This is a genomic window from Methylobacterium isbiliense, assembly GCF_022179325.1.
In the GTDB taxonomy this organism is placed as follows: domain Bacteria; phylum Pseudomonadota; class Alphaproteobacteria; order Rhizobiales; family Beijerinckiaceae; genus Methylobacterium; species Methylobacterium isbiliense.
The window spans coordinates 38,938-57,023 of record NZ_BPQQ01000056.1; the positions used below are offsets into that span (position 1 = coordinate 38,938).

13 protein-coding genes are annotated in these 18,086 nt (G+C 73.0%); 9 read left to right on the forward strand and 4 right to left on the reverse strand.

What is annotated here, in order from left to right; genetic code table 11:
* Positions 1 to 132: 132 nt before the first annotated feature.
* A complete protein-coding gene (locus MFF61_RS22115) occupies positions 133 to 957 on the reverse strand; it encodes a rhomboid family intramembrane serine protease (protein ID WP_238238741.1) in 825 nt (274 codons plus the stop codon).
* Positions 958 to 1,403: 446 nt separating this feature from the next.
* Here MFF61_RS22115 and MFF61_RS22120 point away from each other — a divergent pair, with 446 nt between their 5' ends.
* Both MFF61_RS22120 and MFF61_RS22125 read left to right on the forward strand, forming a co-directional pair.
* Entirely contained in the window at positions 1,404 to 1,991 is a 588-nt protein-coding gene (locus MFF61_RS22120) for a PAS domain-containing protein (RefSeq protein WP_238238744.1), read from the forward strand.
* 168 nt (positions 1,992 to 2,159) lie between these two features.
* The gene (locus MFF61_RS22125) at positions 2,160 to 2,795 is read left to right on the forward strand and encodes a PilZ domain-containing protein (protein WP_238238746.1); all 636 of its coding nucleotides are present in this window, start codon (positions 2,160 to 2,162) and stop codon (positions 2,793 to 2,795) included.
* Positions 2,796 to 2,959: 164 nt separating this feature from the next.
* On the opposite strand, the gene MFF61_RS22130 is transcribed toward MFF61_RS22125, so the two are convergent.
* Positions 2,960 to 4,999, reverse strand: a complete 2,040-nt coding sequence (locus MFF61_RS22130) for an NAD(+) synthase (protein WP_238238749.1) — start codon at positions 4,997 to 4,999, stop codon at positions 2,960 to 2,962.
* A 313-nt stretch (positions 5,000 to 5,312) separates the two neighbouring features.
* Between MFF61_RS22130 and MFF61_RS22135 the strand changes: the two genes are divergently transcribed.
* The 3 genes from MFF61_RS22135 (at position 5,313) to MFF61_RS22145 (ending at position 11,131) form a co-directional block, all read left to right on the forward strand.
* Positions 5,313 to 9,140, forward strand: coding sequence for a DNA translocase FtsK (locus MFF61_RS22135; RefSeq protein WP_238238751.1), 3,828 nt, complete (start codon positions 5,313 to 5,315; stop codon positions 9,138 to 9,140).
* A gap of 139 nt (positions 9,141 to 9,279) precedes the next feature.
* Complete coding sequence (locus MFF61_RS22140; protein ID WP_238238754.1) at positions 9,280 to 10,209, forward strand: outer-membrane lipoprotein carrier protein LolA; 930 nt, start codon at positions 9,280 to 9,282, stop codon at positions 10,207 to 10,209.
* 112 nt (positions 10,210 to 10,321) lie between these two features.
* The gene (locus MFF61_RS22145; protein ID WP_238238757.1) at positions 10,322 to 11,131 is read left to right on the forward strand and encodes an exodeoxyribonuclease III; all 810 of its coding nucleotides are present in this window, start codon (positions 10,322 to 10,324) and stop codon (positions 11,129 to 11,131) included.
* 39 nt (positions 11,132 to 11,170) lie between these two features.
* On the opposite strand, the gene MFF61_RS22150 is transcribed toward MFF61_RS22145, so the two are convergent.
* Both MFF61_RS22150 and MFF61_RS22155 read right to left on the reverse strand, forming a co-directional pair.
* Entirely contained in the window at positions 11,171 to 12,208 is a 1,038-nt protein-coding gene (locus tag MFF61_RS22150; RefSeq protein ID WP_238238760.1) for a PAS domain-containing protein, read from the reverse strand.
* 331 nt (positions 12,209 to 12,539) lie between these two features.
* The gene (locus tag MFF61_RS22155) at positions 12,540 to 13,325 is read right to left on the reverse strand and encodes an IclR family transcriptional regulator (RefSeq protein WP_238238763.1); all 786 of its coding nucleotides are present in this window, start codon (positions 13,323 to 13,325) and stop codon (positions 12,540 to 12,542) included.
* A 217-nt stretch (positions 13,326 to 13,542) separates the two neighbouring features.
* Here MFF61_RS22155 and MFF61_RS22160 point away from each other — a divergent pair, with 217 nt between their 5' ends.
* The 4 genes from MFF61_RS22160 to pnp form a co-directional block, all read left to right on the forward strand.
* Positions 13,543 to 14,403, forward strand: a complete 861-nt coding sequence (locus MFF61_RS22160; RefSeq protein WP_238238766.1) for a 2,4-didehydro-3-deoxy-L-rhamnonate hydrolase — start codon at positions 13,543 to 13,545, stop codon at positions 14,401 to 14,403.
* 4 nt (positions 14,404 to 14,407) lie between these two features.
* Positions 14,408 to 15,154, forward strand: a complete 747-nt coding sequence (locus MFF61_RS22165) for an SDR family NAD(P)-dependent oxidoreductase (protein WP_238238768.1) — start codon at positions 14,408 to 14,410, stop codon at positions 15,152 to 15,154.
* A 239-nt stretch (positions 15,155 to 15,393) separates the two neighbouring features.
* On the forward strand, positions 15,394 to 15,663 hold the full coding sequence (gene rpsO, locus MFF61_RS22170; RefSeq protein WP_238238771.1) for a 30S ribosomal protein S15: 270 nt from the start codon (positions 15,394 to 15,396) through the stop codon (positions 15,661 to 15,663).
* Positions 15,664 to 15,935: 272 nt separating this feature from the next.
* On the forward strand, positions 15,936 to 18,086 hold a 2,151-nt coding region (gene pnp, locus MFF61_RS22175), incomplete at its 3' end, for a polyribonucleotide nucleotidyltransferase (protein ID WP_238238783.1).

The following is an 18,086-nucleotide window of genomic DNA, read 5'->3' on the forward strand; positions in this document are numbered from 1 at the left end:
GGTTCGTGGACGCGGCCGTGGACGCCGTCGTGTGCGGCCCGAAAAGCCGTGTCCGTCCATCCGTTGGACCGAGTGTGGGATTCCTGCGAATCGCTGGCAAGTCGGACTTAACGTCGAGCCGCGGGAAAAGAGTCAGGACCTCTCCGGGCGGTCGAGGAGCGGCAGGAGCAGGAACCCCGCCAGGAAGCCGCCGAGATGCGCGTCCCAGGCGATGCCGGCGTCGCTGACGCCGAGCGGCACCGCGGCGAGGCCGAACAGCAGGTTCGTGACGAGCCAGATGCCGAGGAAGATCGCCGCGGCGCGGTTGCGCAGCAATTCGGGGATCGTCTGCAGCCGGGCCGGGACCGGGCGCTGCCAGGGCAGCAGGCCGGGCTGCAGCCCCGGCTCCGGCGCGGGCTGGAACACGAAGCGCGTCGCCGCCGCCATCAGGCCCGAGACCCCCGCGGAGGCCCCGACGAGCGGCAGGGTGCTCAAGGGATCGATGGCGACGTGGAGCGCGCCGCCCGCCACCGTCGAGACGAGCCCGATGAGCGCGAAGCGCCACGTCCCGCAGCGCCGGGCCACCGGCGTGCCGAAGGCGGCGAGCCACAGGACGTTGAGGATCACGTGCGCCCAGGAGCCGTGCAGGAGCCCGTAGCTGGCGAAGGTCCAGGGCATCGCCGAAGGGTCGGCCAGGAGGTAGTTCGCGAAGGCGGTGCGCGCCTCCACCTCCAGCGCGCTGCCGGGCCACGCCGCGGCCGCGCGCAGGATCTCATCCGCCCGGCCGGGATCGAGGGCGGCGGTCCAGCGCGCCGGCACGAGGGCGAGGTCGAGGAGGAGCGTGATGTCCCACACGTCCGGCACCAGGGTGCGCACGAGGTGGATCAGCACCAGAAGGCCGACCGAGACCGTGACGACGGCCGGCATGTTGAAGACCGGCACGCGGGGCGGTCGCGGGAGATCGGGGGTGGCATCCATGCCGCCACCATGAGGGGCGCCCGGCCGGATCCGCAAGGGTGCGCACCGGCAGGACGGCGGAACCTGCGGGCAAAAAAGAAGGGAGAGCGTTGCCGCTCTCCCTTGATCGGAGCGACCGCGTCGGGTTTGTGACCCGCCGCGGACGGCGTCTGGACCGTGACGACGCGGGCCGGTGGCCCCCGCCCCTTGATGACCCATTCTGTAGAGCGGTTGGGGCTCTCGCGCCAGCCCCCGGACGGTCGGACGCGTCAAAATTGTGGCGCGGCGGATCGCGCGGCACCGGATGCCACCGTTAACCTTAAGCAAACCTTGCCCGTTCCCGCCGGTCCGGTTCGGCATAGGGTCTGCTGCATCGAATCAGGAAAGGGCGGGCATCAGCTCGCTGCTCCGGATCGGACCGGACCAAACCGCCAGGGCCGCGTGGGCCTGTGCCACGAAGAGACGCCATGAAGCACCCCACCAGCGCCATGCTCCATGCCTACTGGAACAGCCTGCGCGGCGCGCGGGCCGCGCCGGAGCGCGGAGAGATCGAGCCGGGCGAGATCCGCCACATCCTGGCCGACAGCCTGATCCTGGAAGTGGAGCCGGTGCAGCGCAGCGCGGTGATCCGGCTCGCCGGCACCCGCCTCTGCGCCCTGTTCGGGGGCGAGCTGCGGGGCCGCGATTTCGGGACGCTGTGGGGCGAGAGCCCCGCCGCCGACCCCTGGCGGCTGATCGAGGTGGTGGTCCAGGAGACGGTCGGCGTCGTGGTCGGCCTCGTGGGGGTGACGCGGGAGGGCGAGGAGGTCGATCTCGAACTCCTGCTCCTGCCCCTGCGCCACCGCGGCAAGACCCAGGCGCGGGTGATCGGCGCCCTCTCGGCCCGCACGGCGCCCGCCTGGCTCGGCCTGCGGCCGCTCGCGGGGCTGCGCACGGTCTCGCTTCGGATCCTCTCCGGGAGCGAGGCGCCGTCCGGCCTGCCGCCCCGGCCCGCCAACGATCCGGGGGCCGTCGGCCGGCCGCGGCTCGTCCTGCATCGCGGCGGGCGCGGCTGAGCCGCGTTCGCCGAAGCGGCCGGGCCGTCGAGACCGATGCGGCCCGCCCGCGGCGGATCGGGACGGGGGGCGCCGCCGATGCGTTTCCTTAACGATTGCGGGCGCAAGGATGGGGAATTGGTGGTCCCGATAGGCTCCGCGCCCATGTCCGCGCCCAGGTCCGCGCCCATGTCCCACGCCGCGCCGTCGCGTCTGCGCCTGTCGACGGCCCTGGCCCTCTCGGCCAAGGCGGAGGACCGACGCCGGCACCAGCGGGTCGGCGTCGCGCTGCTCGGCCGCTACATGCTCTCCGACCGCAAGGAATACCCTTGCCAGACCGTCGACATCTCGCCCGGCGGCGTCCGGATCGTCTGCGCGGTCCCGGGCGAGCTCGGTGAGCGCACGGTGATCTACCTGGAGCATCTCGGGCGGATCGAGGGGACCATCGCCCGCCTGATGCCGGACGGGTTCGCGGTGGCGATCAGCGCCACGCCGCACAAGCGCGAAAAAATCGCCTCGCAGCTCACGTGGCTCGCCAACCGCGCCAGCCTCGGCCTGCCGGAGGACCGCCGCCACGAGCGCGTGGTGCCGCATCAGGCCGCCGTGACCCTGCGCCTCGAGAGCGGGCGCGAGATCCCGGCCCGCATCGTCGACGTCTCCCTCTCGGGCGCGGCCATCGCCTGCGACGCGGATCTGCCGCTCGACGCCGCCGTCGTCGTGGGCCGCACGCCCTGCAAGGTGGTGCGCCAGTTCAAGGGCGGCCTCGCGGTGGAGTTCCGCCTGCCGCTCTCTCCCGACCGCTTCGACGAGAACCTGGTGCTCTGAGCCTCAGCCCCCGCCTCGGCGGCCGCTCCGCCCGGGGGCTCATACCCCATCCGCTTGATCCCTTCGGGATGGCGGATGTGGGCTTCGCTCAGTCGTGTGGAGCCGTGGGCTCCACCGCGCGGGCTTGCTGAGCCCGTCTCCGCTTTGATCAGGCGGAGACGGGGTCAGGCCTCCGGCACGTTGCGCTCCAGCTCCTCCAGCCACGCCCGCGCGTTGCCGTCGGAGGGCGCGCGCCAGTCGCCGCGGGGCGAGAGCGCGCCGCCCGCCGCGACCTTGGGGCCGTTCGGCAGGGCCGAGCGCTTGAACTGGGCGAAGCCGAAGAAGCGCCCGAGAAACACCTTCATCCAGGACCGGATCTCCGGCAGCGCGTAGGCGCCGCGGCGCGCCTCGGGGAAGCCCGGCGGCCAGGGGCCGCGCGCCGCGTCCTCCCAGGCATGGCAGGCCAGGAAGGCGATCTTCGAGGGCCGGAACCCGTAGCGCAGGGTGTAGAACAGGGTGAAGTCCTGCAGCGCGTAGGGACCGATCTTGGATTCGGTGCTCTGGATCGCCTCGCCCTCGGCCGCGGGCACCAGCTCGGGGGAGATCTCGGTCGACAGGATGGCGTCGAGCGTGGCGTTGACCTCGGGCGCGAACTGGCCGGAGGCGATCACCCAGCGGATCAGGTGCTGGATCAGCGTCTTGGGCACGCCCGCGTTGACGGTGTAGTGGGACATCTGGTCCCCGACCCCGTAGGTGCACCAGCCCAGCGCCAGCTCCGAGAGGTCGCCGGTGCCCACCACGATCGCGTCGTTCTGGTTGGCGAGGCGGAACAGGAAGTCGGTGCGCAGGCCCGCCTGCACGTTCTCGAAGGTGACGTCGTAGACCGGCTCCCCGCGCCCGAACGGGTGGCCCATGTCGGCGAGCATCTGGCGGGCGGCCGGGCGGATGTCGAGTTCGCGCGCCTGCGTGCCGAGCGCCGCCATCAGCCGGTGGGCGTTGCTCTTGGTCTCGGCCGAGGTGGCGAAGCCCGGCATCGTGTAGGTGAGGATGTCGGTGCGCGGCAGGCCGAGCCGGTCGAACGCCTTGGCGGCGACGATCAGGGCATGCGTCGAATCGAGGCCGCCCGAGATGCCGATCACCACCTTCCTGGTGCTGATGGCCGAGAGGCGCTGGGCGAGGCCCGCCACCTGGATGTTGTAGCCCTCGTAGCAATCCTGCGCGAGGCGGGCGGGGTCGGCCGGCACGAAGGGGAAGCGCTCGACCGTGCGGGCGAGCCCGAGATCGGCCGCCGGCGGCGCCAGGGTGAAGCCGATGCGCCGCCAGGGCCTGTCGCCCAGCACCGCCCGGGCGTTGTCGTCGAAGCTGCCCATCTGGGCGCGCTCCTGGCGCAGGCGGTCGAGGTCGACATCCGCGAGCGTGACCTGCGGCCCGTCCGGGAAGCGCTCGCTCTCGGCCAGCAGCGCCCCGTCCTCGTAGATGACGGTCTGGCCGTCCCAGGCGAGGTCGGTGGTCGATTCGCCCGGCCCCGCCGCCGCGTACACGTAGGCGCACAGGCAGCGCGCCGAGGCCGACTGGCACAGGAGCTTGCGGCTCTCCGCCCGCCCGATGGTGATCGGGCTGCCCGAGAGGTTCACGAGCACGGTGGCGCCCGCCAGCGCCGCGAGCGCGCCCGGCGGCACCGGGATCCACATGTCCTCGCAGACGTCGATCCCGACGACGAGGCCGGGCAGGTCCTCGGCCCGGAACAGCAGGTCGGTGCCGAAGGGGACCTCCGTGCCCGACAGGCGGATGGTCTCGCCCGCCATCCCCGCCCCGGCGGCGAAGTGGCGCTTCTCGTAGAATTCCCGGTAGGTCGGCAGGTAGCTCTTCGGCACCACGCCGAGCACCCGCCCGCGGTGCAGCGCCACCGCCGTGTTGTAGACCCGGTGGCCGTGCCGCAGCGGCGCGCCGACGATCAGCATCGGCAGGAGGTCGCGGCTGGCCTCCGCCAGGGTGGCGAGCGCCGCCTCCACGGCGTCGAGGAGCGTCTCCTGCAGGAGCAGGTCCTCGATCGCGTAGGCCGACAGGCAGAGTTCCGGAAACACCGCGACCGCGACGCCGTCGTCGTGGCAGCGGCGGGCGAGCGCCAGCACCTCGGCGGCGTTCGCCGCGGGCGCGGCGATGTGACTGCGGCCGACGCAGGCCGCGACCCGGGCGAAGCCGTGCCGGTAGAGGGATCGGAACATCGCGGACGGGGCCTCCGGGCGGGTCGGTCGTGTCGCAAACCTTAACGCGCGAGGCGCCGCGTCGGCACCCGGCCTCGTGCGGGAGAGACCCGCGCGGCGGGCCGGGCCCGCGGCGGGCCGGGTCCGCGCTTCCGGGCCGGCGGAGATGCGGGACGCCGCCGCGGCCTGCCGCCTAAGCGGGCGTTAACGATACCCCGCCTAACTGGAGCCAAGCAGCGGCCGCGGGCGGCGCGGACCGCCCAAGCCAGCCAGCATCATGAGATCATCGGGACGGCCACCTCTCTCCGACTCGACCCGCCGCGACCCGCACGGGATGCGCGACGCCACCCAACCGGCCGCGCGCCGCGGGCTCACGCTCGGCGCCCTGGCCCACACCCTCACCAGCCTGCGCGCCCTGCTGGCGCGGCGCATCGCGCCGCCGAGCCACCGGCCGCCGGCGCTGCCGGCCCTGCCCGCTCCCGCCGGCCTCGACCGGCGCTCGGCCCCGCGCTGGATGACCGACCTGCCCCATCCGGCGCCGTCCTGGACGCCGGACCTCGTGCGCGCGACCGCGCCGCATCCCGCATCCCGTGCGGCCCACGCGCCGCACCCGGCTCCCGAGTCCTACCCTGCTCCCGGGTCGCACCCGGTCTCCGGGGCGCATCCGGCCGAGCCGTGGCCGCCCATGCCGGAAGCCGTGGCGCCCGCCATGCCGCAGACTGACCCGGTCGCGCCGCCGGCCGCCGTGGCGCCGGTCCCCGCCCTTCCCGCCGTGCCGGCCGCCGCGCCCGTGGCCGTCGCGCCGCCGCGGGCCGCGGTGCCGGCGCCCGCCCGCCCGCCGGAGCCGCCGCGCCCCGCCGGGCCCGGTCCCGACATGGAGGATGCGTGGCTGGCGATCCCGCCGGCCGGCCCGGCCCGGACGGTCCTGACGCGCGTGCGCCGGCAGGCCGCGGAATCGCGCCAGCAGGCCGCCGACGCCGAGCGGGCGGCCGCCCCGCGCCCGGCCCCCGAGCCGCGCCCCGCACCGGCGCGGCCCGAAGCCGACCTGCGCTTCACCCGCACGCCCGACCACGTCCTCCAGGCCCGCCGGCGGCGGCGCGAGGAGGAGGCCCAGGCCCGCGAGGCCGCCCAGCGGGCCGCCGAGGAGCAGGCCGCGGCCGAGCGCGCCGCCGTCGCGGCGGCCGCGGAGGCCGAGCGCCTCGCCGCGGAGGCGCAGGCCCTGCCGCCGCTGCCGCGCTGGCGCCAGCCCTACGTGCTGCCCCCCGGCGTGCGCTTCACCCGCACGCCGGACCATCTCCTGCGCCCCATCGCCGACGCTCACGTCGCCGAGGGCCACGTCGTTGATGGCCACGTCGTTGATGGCCAAGTCGTCGAGGGCCAAGTCGTCGAAGGTCATGTCGCCGTCGAGGGAATGGCCCCTCCCGCGCCGGCCTTTCCCGAGATCGTCCCGCTGCCGGAGCCCGCGCCGGTCCAAGAGGCCGTACAGGTCCAAGAGGCCGTACAGGTCCAAGAGGCCGTACGGGTCCAAGAGCCCGCACAGGGCTTGGAGTCCGCACAGGGCCTGGAGTTCGCGCCGATCCCGGACTTTGCGCCGATCGCGGAATTCGTGCCGGTTCCGGAGCCCGTCGCCGGACCGTCCGAGGCCGACCCGGACCCGGCTGCGGCGATGCAGCCCGCACCGGCCCCCGCGCCGGATGGCGAGCCCCCCTTCGGGGCGGCTCGCGCCCTCCTGTGCTTCGCGTGGCCGCCGGTGGTGCCGCACCTGCCGGAGGCGCTGTTCGCCCGCGAGGCGACGCCCGTCGGCGCGCCGCCGGCCGACCCGGCCGGATCCGTGGACGCGGAGCCCGCCGCGCCGGCTCCGGTGGCCGAGGAGGCCGATCCCGTGCCGGCTCCGGCCGCCGAACCCGAGCCTCCGCTCTACCGGGCAGATGCGCCGTTCGTCGGAACCTGGGCGGCGCGCGTCACGGTGCAGGGCGCACCCGCCGGGCCGATATCCTCGCCCGCCGGGCCGGCGCCCCTGCCCGCCGAACCGGCGCCCGGCTGGGCCGCCCCGGCCGAAGAACCCGCCCTTCCCTCGGCGGACGCCGCGGCCTGCGTCGCCGCGGAGGTTCCGCCGGACGCGACGCCCCGGCTCGAAGCCTCTCCGTTCGACGCGCTGCTGCGGCGCGACTGGCGCCAGCCCCCCGCCGAGGATCAGGACAACCGGCCCGTCGGGCCGGTCGAGGCCGCCCCGATCGCGGACCCGCAGCCCGCGCCGGCGGCGGTCCCCACCTTCGCCGGGGCGGTGCGGCCGGAATCCCTGCCCGTCGCCGTTCCGGCCGCGGTGAGCGCGCCCGCATCCCTCCCGCCCGTCGCGTACGGGCTGGTCCGGCGCTTCGCCGCAGCCTCCCTGCAGCTGCCCGCCGCGCGGCCGCCGCACGACGCTCCGGCCGCCCCCGCGCCGCTGCCCGCCGAGCCCGCGCCGCCCGAACCGGCCCCGGTGGTGATCGGCAATGCCGGGCTCGACCTCGACCTCGGGCTCGACGCGGACGATGCGGAGGACGAGGACGACATCATCGCGCCCCTCGCCCATCCGGCCCCCCTGCCCCGCCCGGTGCCGCGGGCCGTCGCGGCGCCCTACGAACTGCCGCCCCTCGACCTCCTGGCGGAGGCCCGCGCCTCCGACGGCAGCAGCCTCGATGCGGACGTCCTGCAGGCGAACGCCGTGCAATTGCAGCAGGTGATCCAGGATTTCGGCGTGCGCGGGGAGATCCTGGCGGTGCGGCCCGGCCCGGTCGTCACCCTGTACGAGATGGAGCCGGCGCCGGGCACCAAGTCCTCGCGGGTGATCTCGCTCGCCGACGACATCGCCCGCTCCATGTCCGCCGTCTCCGCCCGCGTCGCCGTCGTCCAGGGCCGCAACGCCATCGGCATCGAATTGCCCAACGCCAAGCGCGAGACCGTCTACCTGCGCGAACTCCTCGCCGCCCCCGCCTTCGCCGAGACCAAGCAGAAGCTCGCCCTCTGCCTGGGCAAGAACATCGGCGGCGAGGCCATCATCGCCGATCTCGCCCGCATGCCCCACCTGCTGGTGGCCGGCACCACCGGCTCGGGCAAGTCGGTGGCCATCAACACCATGATCCTCTCGCTCCTCTACCGCATGAAGCCCGAGGAGTGCCGCCTGATCATGGTCGATCCCAAGATGCTGGAGCTGTCGGTCTACGACGGCATCCCGCACCTGCTCTCCCCCGTCGTCACCGATCCCAAGAAGGCGGTGATCGCCCTCAAATGGGCCGTGCGCGAGATGGAGGAGCGCTACAAGAAGATGGCGCGCCTGGGGGTGCGCAACATCGACGGGTTCAACGCGCGGGTGGCGGAGGCGCGCGAGCGGGGCGAGGTGATCATCCGGACGGTGCAGACGGGCTTCGACCGGGAGACCGGGGAGGCGGTGTACGAGGACGAGGTGATGGACCTCTCGGCCCTGCCCTACATCGTGATCATCGTGGACGAGATGGCCGACCTGATGATGGTGGCCGGCAAGGACATCGAGGGGGCGATCCAGCGCCTGGCGCAGATGGCGCGGGCGGCGGGCATCCACCTGATCATGGCGACGCAGCGTCCGTCGGTGGACGTGATCACCGGCACGATCAAGGCGAACTTCCCGACCCGGATCTCGTTCCAGGTGACGAGCAAGATCGACTCCCGGACGATCCTGGGGGAGATGGGCGCCGAGCAGCTTCTGGGCCAGGGCGACATGCTGTTCATGGCCGGCGGCGGGCGCACCACGCGCGTGCACGGCCCGTTCTGCTCGGATGCCGAGGTCGAGAGCGTGGTGGCCCACCTCAAGACGCAGGGGCGCCCGGCCTATCTCGACGCGGTCACGGCCGACGAGGAGGAGGCGGCGGAGGCGGCCGCCGACACGCCGGTCTTCGACCAGGGTGGCTTCGCCGAACCGGCGGCGGACCTCTACGAGCAGGCGGTGGCGGTGGTGCTGCGGGACAAGAAGGCGTCGACGAGCTACATCCAGCGGCGGCTGCAGATCGGCTACAACCGGGCGGCCTCGCTGATGGAGCGGATGGAGCGCGAGGGCATCGTCGGCCCTGCCAACCATGCCGGCAAGCGCGAGATTCTGGTCGAGGCCGCGGCCGGTGCGGCGGGGGCCGGAGCCGGCGAGGAGGCGTGAGCATGTCCCGGCCCGTCTCCGGCGCGCCCAGTCGCATATTCGCCACAGGGGCCGGCTCTAACGCCGGCTCGTCCGCCGCGGCGCACCCGGTCCGGCGGACGGACCCGCCCCGCGTCCGTTCCCAGGGAGGCCCTTGCCGATGACCGGCCGTCGCACCCGTCCCGGCCCGCTCCCCGTCCTCGCGGCGGCCCTCTGCGTCGCAGGCGCGCTCGCGGCCCCGCCCGCCCAGGCGCAGGTGACGTCCTTCCTCGACGGCCTGTTCGGCCGCAAGGACCCGGCGCCCGCTCCCGCTCCCGCGCCCGAGCCGGCCCCGGCGGGCGCCCCGGCCGGGGCCGGCTCGGGTTCGGGCGTGCGGGCTCCCCTGCCGCCCCGCCGCCCCGCCGCCCTCGGCGGCACCCGCGCCCCGGCCGAGACCGCCGAGGCCGCCCCCATCCCCGCCGCACCGCCCCAGCAGGTCGCCGCCGTCACCACGCCGGCGGCCGTCGACCCGGCGAACCCGGCCGCGGTGGTCGAGCGCGCCAACGCCTACTTCAACGGGGTCTCGACGCTCACCGGCGGCTTCGTCCAGATCGGCGCGGACGGGCGCAAGATCGGCGGCAAGCTCTACCTCGCCAAGCCCGGGCGGCTGCGCTTCGACTACGACCAGCCCTCGCCGCTCGAAGTCGTCGCCGACGGCACCTCGGTGGCGGTGCGCGACCGCAAGCTCGCGACGCAGGACCTCTACTTCATCTCGCAGACGCCGCTGAAATTCCTGCTGCGCGAGAAGATCGACCTCGCCCGCGACCTCACGGTGACGGACGTGGCGGCCGATCCGGGCGGCGTGCGCATCAGCCTGGAGGACCGCTCGACGCTGGGCGGCACCTCGCGCATCGTCCTCTACTTCGACGAGGCGATGAAGACCCTGAGCCAGTGGCGGATCACCGATCCGCAGGGCTACCAGACCACCGTCGTGCTCTCCAACCTGCAGCGCGGCCGGCCCATCGACGGGATGATGTTCGTCATCAATTACGGCCGGGCCGAGGACAAGGAACTGGAGCAGCGCATGCGCCAGCAATCGCAGACGCGCTGATCCTCGCCATCCCCGTCCGGCAGGCCTGCGGCGTGGTGCCGACGCGGGTCCGCATGGGCCGCAGGTGAAACCTGCCGCGAAATCTGCCGCCGAACCTCTTGGAAGATCCCCGGTGCGCCTCACCGTCTCGACCTGGAACATCAACTCCGTCCGCCTGCGCATCGACCTCGTGCGCCGCTTCCTCGACGAGGCGCGGCCCGACGTGCTGTGCCTGCAGGAGACCAAGTGCCCGGACGACCGCTTTCCCCTCAAGGAGCTGCAGGGCTTCGGCTATCCGCACGTCGTCTTCGCCGGGCAGAAGGGCTATAACGGCGTCGCCATCCTGTCGCGCCTGCCGCTCGTCTCCGAGGAGCGGATGGCGTTCTGCGAGCGCCGGGACGCGCGCCACATCGCGGCGGTGCTGGGGCCCGAGGCGGGGGCGGCGGCCGGCATCGTGCTGCACGACTTCTACGTCCCGGCGGGCGGCGACGTGCCGGACGCAGCCCTGAACGACAAGTTCGCCCACAAGCTCGCCTTCATGGACGAGTTGCGCGCCTGGGGGGCCAAGCGCCCGCGCGGGCCCGCGATCCTCGTCGGCGACCTCAACGTGGCGCCGCTCGAACACGACGTCTGGTCGCACCGGCAGCTCCTCGACGTGGTGAGCCACACGCCCGTCGAGACCGAGCGCCTGGAGACCCTGCGGGGCGAGGCCGGCTGGGTCGACACGATGCGGCACCTGCGGCCCGAGCCGGAAAAGATCTACACGTGGTGGAGCTACCGCTCCCCCGACTGGGCCGCCGCCGACAAGGGCCGGCGCCTCGACCACATCTGGGTCACGCCCGACCTCGCCGGCAGCGTGCGCGCCGTGACGGCGGCGCGGCACACCCGCGCCTGGGAGCGGCCCTCCGACCACGTGCCGGTGACGGTCGAACTGGAGCTGTAGGCGCCGCCCGGCACCCGCGTGGTTCAGCGCCTGCCCGGTTCAGCGCTTGGCGACCGCGAGCGTGTTGCCGTCCACGAGCAGGAAGCCGATCCCGGCGCTCTGCAGGGCGGCCACGGCGGCGGGCCGGCTGCGCGCCGTACCCTCGGCGCCGTCCTCCATCCGGCGGATGGTCGACAGGGACAGCCCGCTCGCCCGCGCGAGGTCGTTCATCGACCAGCCGAGCAATCCGCGCGCCGCCCGCAGGTGGTACCCTTCGACCGCCTGCACGAGCCCGTCGCGGACGGCTTGGTCGAGGGGGGCGGCCTTCGGGCCGGCGAGCCGGGAGGCCAGCGTGGCCCAGCTGCCGATCCGGCCCTGCTCGTCGCGGATCGGCACGTAGACGAACCGGAAGTCGCCCTGCGCGCCGTCGGCCAGGATCAGGCGCTTGCGGGCCTCGAACGGCCCGCCGGCTTCCATCATGGCCCGGATGTGCGCGGTCATGCGCGAGCGGTCGTCGGGGGCGATCACGCGGGTGCAGTCGGCCTGAAAATCCGCCTGCGTGATCCCGGTCAGGCTGAGGATCTCGCGGGACCCGACCCGGCGCGAGCTGGCATAGAGCGAGGCGTGGGTCCAGGACTGCGTCTGCTCGAACAGCGCGCGGCGGCGGCGCTGCTCCTCGCGCTGCGCCTGCGCGAGGCGCTCCGTGTCGGTGACGTCGAGCAGGATGCCCGCGGCCGCCCGGGGCCGGCCGTCCGGGTCGACGTAGATCTCGCCGCGGCTCGTCAGGATGCGCAGGGTGCCGTCCGGCCGGATGAACCGGACCGTGTGGGTGCCCACGATGCCGTCGCGCTTCACCTGCGCGGGGCTCTCGAGGATGTGCGCGTCCTCGGGATGGACCAGCCGCGTCAGCAGTGCGTAGCTCGGCGCGACCGCAGTGGCGTCGATGCCGAGCAGCCGCAGAAGGCCCGGCGACCAGACATGCTCGTCCGTCCGGAACGTCCAGCTCCATGTCCCCGACAGGTGGTGCGATTCGAGCAGGCGCACGAAGCTCGGTGACGAGTAGGACAGTTCCGTCTGCGGAAGAGCGATGGAATGCATGATGGGCGACCACGAATACGGACTGGGGCCATCCCCGGACCGGGGGTGCTCCCCGTGCGCGGGTGAGAGGCCGGCGGAACGGAGGCGAGCGATCCGGCCGCCGGCCGTCTCAGAAATACCAGTTCAGCAAAAACTCTCGAGGCATGTGAAGGTTTCCTTTGCTCGAGGCGGAAGCAGATCCCACCTGGTTCCGCAGGATCGCGCCCGATCATAGACATACTCGGCCTGAGGTCCAGCCGCCGAAGCGGCAGAGGCCGGGCCGAAGACGCTGGGGCATGCGGCGGATCGACCTGGACCGCCGTCGTGAAGACGGATGGCTCCGTCGCCCCGCTCACCGCCGTCCCGGCCAGCCCAGCGCCCGGCTGATCTCCCCCGCCCAGCCCGGGATCTCGTCGGCGAGGCGCTCCATCCGCGCCTCGTCCATGTACTGCACCGTGCTGGTCACGCTGAACGCCGCCACGATGGCGCCGCTCGCGTCCCGGATCGGCGCCGCCACGCAGCGGACCTCCGGCTCGTTCTCCTCCCGGTCGAAGGCGACGCCGCGGCGCGCATAGGCGCGCATGCGGTCGAGCCAGCCCTCCAGGTCCCGCTCGCGCCGCGCGCCGCGCGCCTCGCCCACCGCGTGGAAGCGGCGCCACTCCGCCTCGCCCAGGTCGAGGATCAGGGCCTTGCCGATCCCCGTCGACCAGACCGGCTGGCGCTCGCCGACCCGCGAACTCACCTCGATGCGCCGCCGTCCCGGGATCTTGTCGAGGTAGAGCGTCCACTCCCCGTCGAGGACGCCGAGATGGATCGTGTCGTCGCAGACCGCCGAGAGCCGGTCGAGATGGGGCCGGGCCACGCGGGTGAGCGCCACGGCGTGCTGGGCGCGAAAGCCGAGTTCGAGCAGCTTCGGCCCCAGGCTGTAGCCCTCGCGCGGCACGAAGTTCAGGTAGCGCCGCTCGGCCAGCGCCGCGGCGAGGCGGTGGGTCGTGCTGCGCGGGGTGCCGAGGACCGCCGACAGGGCGGCGAGGTCGGTCGCTCCCGCCGCCACCGCCTCCAGGATGTCGAGGCCGCGCAGCAGCGTCTGGCTGCCCGCCGCAGGCTCCCGCCCCGTTGTTGACGCCTTCGCGCCCATCCGGCTATCGTCCCACATACAAGAACATCATCCCAACATATGGGATTTTGGGCGAGCCCGCCAGCGGCTGCCCGGGAGGACGCCGATGACCGTGCCCGCACAGCGACCCTGATTCCGATCCGCCGGCCCCGCGCGGCCCCGCGCGGCCAGGTGGCGCGCCCGCCCGGCCGCCACCCTGCCAAGAAGCACCCTGCACACGCCACCAGGACCCTCCGACATGAAGCTCTTGCGCTACGGCCCGGCGGGCCGGGAACGGCCCGGCCTCCTCGATGCGGAGGGCCGCATCCGCGACCTCTCGGCCCACCTGCCCGATCTCGGCCCCGACGCCCTGGCGCCGGAGCGCCTCGCCGCCCTGGCGCGGCTCGACCCGTCCTCCCTGCCCCTCGTCGAGGGCACGCCGCGGCTCGGCGTGCCGGTCGCGGGCGTGGGCAAGTTCATCGCCATCGGCCTCAACTACGCCGACCACGCGGCCGAATCGAACCTGCCGATCCCGACCGAGCCCGTGGTCTTCACCAAGGCGATCTCCTCTCTCAGCGGGCCGAACGACCCGGTGATGCTGCCGCGCGATTCCGTGAAGGGCGACTGGGAGGTCGAACTCGGGATCGTGATCGGACGGCGCGCCGCCTACGTCGAGGAGGCGGAGGCGCTCGCCCACGTCGCCGGCTACTGCCTCGTCAACGACGTCAGCGAGCGCGAATTCCAGATCGAGCGCGGCGGCACCTGGGACAAGGGCAAGGGCTGCGACACCTTCGGGCCGGTCGGACCCTGGCTGGTGACGGCCGACGAGGTCGGCGACCCGCAGGATCTCGACATGTGGCTCGACCTCAACGGCCGGCGCATGCAGACCGGCAGCACGCGCACGATGATCTTCGGCTGCGCCGAGATCGTGTCCTACGTCAGCCGCTTCATGACCCTGATGCCGGGGGACATCATCACCACCGGCACCCCGCCCGGCGTCGGCATGGGCATCAAGCCCGCGCCCGTCTACCTCAAGCCCGGCGACGTCATGACGCTCGGCATCGCCAAGCTCGGCGAGCAGCGCCAGGAGGTGATGGCGTGGCGGCGGCAGGAGGGCTGAGGCGATGACCGACGCGAACCGCTTCCGCAACCGCCGCGCCATCGTCACGGGCGGCGCCTCCGGCATCGGCCTCACGGTCGCGGCGCGCCTCGCGGCCGAGGGCGCCGCGGTCAGCCTGTGGGACGTCAACGCGGAGGCGCTCGCCCGCGCCAGGACCGAATCCGGCGCCGCCGACGTCCAGGCGCTCGACATCGTGGATCCGGCCCGGGTCGAGGCCGCCATGCAGGCGAGCGTCGCGGCCCTCGGCGGCCTCGACGTGCTGGTCTGCAGCGCCGGCATCACCGGCCCCAACGGCCCGGTGCGGGACTACCCGACCGAGGCCTGGAAGCACGTCTTCGACGTCAACGTCCACGGCCTGTTCTATTGCAACCGGGCCGCGATCCCGGTTCTGGAGAAGACCGGCTACGGCCGGATCGTCAACGTCGCCTCGATCGCCGGCAAGGAGGGCAACCCGAACGCCTCCGCCTACAGCGCCTCGAAGGCCGCGGTGATCGGGCTCACCAAGTCGCTGGGCAAGGAACTGGCCAGGACCGACATCCGGGTCAACTGCGTCACCCCGGCTGCCGTGAAGACCGCCATCTTCGATCAGATGACGCAGGAGCACATCGACTTCATGCTCTCGAAGATCCCGATCGGGCGGTTCGGCACCGTCGACGAGGTCGCGGCCCTGATCTGCTGGCTGGCGAGCGAGGAGGCCTCCTTCAGCACCGGCGGCGTCTTCGACGTCTCGGGCGGGCGGGCGACCTACTGACGGCGGCCCCGGGAGCCGGCGCCGGGCGTGACGACACCCCGCGCGGCCGCGCCCCCCGTGCATCCGGGAGTGGCGCGGCCGGCCGGATCGTGTATAGGAGGGCGGCCCCTCGCCTGACGCATGGCGGGGCTTTTCGCTTTGGACGACCGCGCTGGACGACATCCCGGCCCGGCCGCAGCCGGAGCGGAAGCGGCGGCACGCCGCACACGACCTCAACCCGTACGCAAGAAGGACACGCGATGTCGATCACGGCGGAGCGCAAGACGGCGCTCATCAAGGACTATGCCCGCGGCGGCGAGGACACCGGTTCGCCGGAGGTTCAGGTCGCGATCCTCACCGAGCGGATCGCCAACCTCACCGGGCACTTCAAGACCCACACCAAGGACAACCACTCGCGCCGCGGCCTGCTGAAGCTGGTCTCGCAGCGCCGGTCGCTCCTCGACTACCTGAAGCGCAAGGACGAGGCGCGCTACCGCACCCTCATCGAGCGCCTCGGCATCCGCCGCTAAGGCCATCGCGCGGTCCGGCCTCTCCGGGCCGCGCTCTCGCCCGGGGGTCCCGAGGAGCCCCGGGCCCGACGCGGGCTCCCCGTCGCGGGGGGCGCGTCCCGAGTGGGCCGGAATGGGTCCGGCCGCTCACCCTCCGGGTCCCGCGGGCGTCACCGCCAGGGCAGGATCGCCAGAGGCTCGAGGCAGGATGCGGCCCGCCGCGATTCCCGAGCCCCTCGCCGTCTTGCGCTGGCGCCGCCCCGCCCGGACCGACCGCATGAAGGCATGACGACATGTTCGACGTACAACGCGAAGAATTGCTCTGGGGCGGACGCAAGCTGGTGCTGGAGACCGGCAAGGTCGCCCGCCAGGCCGACGGCGCCGTGGTCGCCAGCTACGGCGAGACCACCGTGCTCGCCACCGTGGTGTCGATGAAGGAGCCGAAAGCCGGCATCGACTTCCTGCCCCTCACGGTGAACTACCAGGAGCGCGCCTACGCGGCGGGCCGCATCCCGGGCGGCTACTTCAAGCGCGAGGGCCGGCCCTCCGAGAAGGAGACCCTGGTCTCCCGCCTGATCGACCGCCCGATCCGTCCCCTCTTCGTCGAGGGCTGGCGCAACGACACCCAGGTCGTCGTGACCGTGCTCTCGCACGACCTCGAGAACGACCCCGACATCGTCTCGATGGTGGCGGCCTCCGCGGCGCTCACCCTCTCAGGCGTGCCCTTCATGGGGCCGATCGGCGCGGCCCGCGTCGGCTATGTCGGCGGCCAGTACAAGCTCAACCCGCTGGTCCAGGAGATGGAGGGCTCGAGCCTCGATCTCGTGGTGGCCGGCACCGACGCCGCCGTGCTGATGGTGGAGTCCGAGGCCAAGGAACTGCCCGAGGACGTGATGCTCGGGGCCGTGATGTTCGGCCACAAGCACTTCCAGCCGGTGATCGAAGCGATCATCCGGCTCGCCGAGAAGGCCGCCAAGGAGCCGCGCGACTTCCAGCCCACCGACCTCTCGGAGGTCGAGAAGGCGGTGCTGGAGGTCGGCGAGGCGGATCTGCGCGAGGCCTACAGGAAGACCGTCAAGCAGGAGCGCTACGCCGCCGTCGACGCCGTGAAGGCGAAGGTGATGGCCGCCCTCGTCCCCGAGGAGGGCGAGGCCAGGTTCGAGCCCGAGAAGGTCAAGGCCGCCTTCAAGGAGGCCCAGTCGAAGGTGGTCCGCTGGAACATCCTCGACACCGGCTCGCGCATCGACGGGCGCGACGTGCGCACCGTGCGCCCGATCGTCTCCGAGGTCGGCGTGATGCCCCGCGCCCACGGCTCCGCCCTGTTCACCCGCGGCGAGACCCAGGCGCTGGTCGTGGCGACGCTCGGCACCGGCGACGACGAGCAGTTCATCGACGCGCTGGAAGGCACCTACAAGGAGACGTTCCTCCTTCACTACAACTTCCCGCCCTATTCGGTGGGCGAGACCGGCCGCATGGGCTCGCCGGGCCGGCGCGAGATCGGCCACGGCAAGCTCGCGTGGCGCGCCGTGCACCCGCTGCTCCCGGCGGCGCACGAGTTCCCCTACACGATCCGCGTCGTGTCGGAGATCACCGAGTCGAACGGCTCCTCCTCGATGGCCTCGGTCTGCGGCGCCTCGCTGTCGCTGATGGATGCGGGCGTGCCCCTGCGCCGTCCGGTGGCGGGCATCGCCATGGGCCTGATCCTGGAGGGCGAGCGCTACGCGGTGCTCTCCGACATCCTGGGCGACGAGGACCACCTCGGCGACATGGACTTCAAGGTGGCCGGCACGACCGAGGGCGTCACCTCCCTGCAGATGGACATCAAGATCGCCGGCATCACCGAGGAGATCATGCGGGTCGCCCTCGACCAGGCCAAGGAGGGCCGCGCCCACATCCTCGACGAGATGGCCAAGGCCCTCACCACGGCCCGGCCGGAACTCGGCGAGCACGCGCCCCGCATCGAGACCATGCAGATCCCCACCGACAAGATCCGCGAGGTCATCGGCACGGGCGGCAAGGTCATCCGCGAGATCGTGGAGAAGACCGGCGCCAAGATCGACATCCAGGACACCGGCATCATCAAGATCGCCTCGTCCGACGGCAAGGCCATCAAGGCGGCCTACAACTGGATCCGCTCGATCGTGGCGGAGCCGGAAGCGGGCATGATCTACGACGGCACGGTGGTGAAGACGATGGAGTTCGGCGCCTTCGTCAACTTCTTCGGCGCCAAGGACGGCCTCGTCCACATCTCGGAACTCGCCGCCCAGCGGGTCGCCAAGGTCACCGACGTGGTGAAGGAAGGCGACAAGGTGAAGGTGAAGTTCCTGGGCCAGGACGAGCGCGGCAAGATCCGCCTGTCCATGAAGGTCGTCGACCAGCAGACCGGCGAGGACCTCACCGAGAAGCTGAAGGCCGAGCGCGAGGCCGACCGCAACCGCGAGCGG

Excerpts from the sequence above, each read along its gene's own strand:
- MFF61_RS22165 (WP_238238768.1), top strand. The coding sequence starts at position 14,408 with ATGACCGACGCGAACCGCTTCCGCAACCGCCGCGCCATCGTCACGGGC.
- MFF61_RS22130 (WP_238238749.1), bottom strand. The coding sequence starts at position 4,999 with ATGTTCCGATCCCTCTACCGGCACGGCTTCGCCCGGGTCGCGGCCTGC.
- MFF61_RS22135 (WP_238238751.1), top strand. The coding sequence starts at position 5,313 with ATGCGCGACGCCACCCAACCGGCCGCGCGCCGCGGGCTCACGCTCGGC.
- rpsO (WP_238238771.1), top strand. The coding sequence starts at position 15,394 with ATGTCGATCACGGCGGAGCGCAAGACGGCGCTCATCAAGGACTATGCC.
- MFF61_RS22115 (WP_238238741.1), bottom strand. The coding sequence starts at position 957 with ATGGATGCCACCCCCGATCTCCCGCGACCGCCCCGCGTGCCGGTCTTC.
- MFF61_RS22150 (WP_238238760.1), bottom strand. The coding sequence starts at position 12,208 with ATGCATTCCATCGCTCTTCCGCAGACGGAACTGTCCTACTCGTCACCG.
- MFF61_RS22155 (WP_238238763.1), bottom strand. The coding sequence starts at position 13,325 with ATGGGCGCGAAGGCGTCAACAACGGGGCGGGAGCCTGCGGCGGGCAGC.
- MFF61_RS22125 (WP_238238746.1), top strand. The coding sequence starts at position 2,160 with ATGTCCCACGCCGCGCCGTCGCGTCTGCGCCTGTCGACGGCCCTGGCC.
- MFF61_RS22120 (WP_238238744.1), top strand. The coding sequence starts at position 1,404 with ATGAAGCACCCCACCAGCGCCATGCTCCATGCCTACTGGAACAGCCTG.
- MFF61_RS22160 (WP_238238766.1), top strand. The coding sequence starts at position 13,543 with ATGAAGCTCTTGCGCTACGGCCCGGCGGGCCGGGAACGGCCCGGCCTC.
- MFF61_RS22140 (WP_238238754.1), top strand. The coding sequence starts at position 9,280 with ATGACCGGCCGTCGCACCCGTCCCGGCCCGCTCCCCGTCCTCGCGGCG.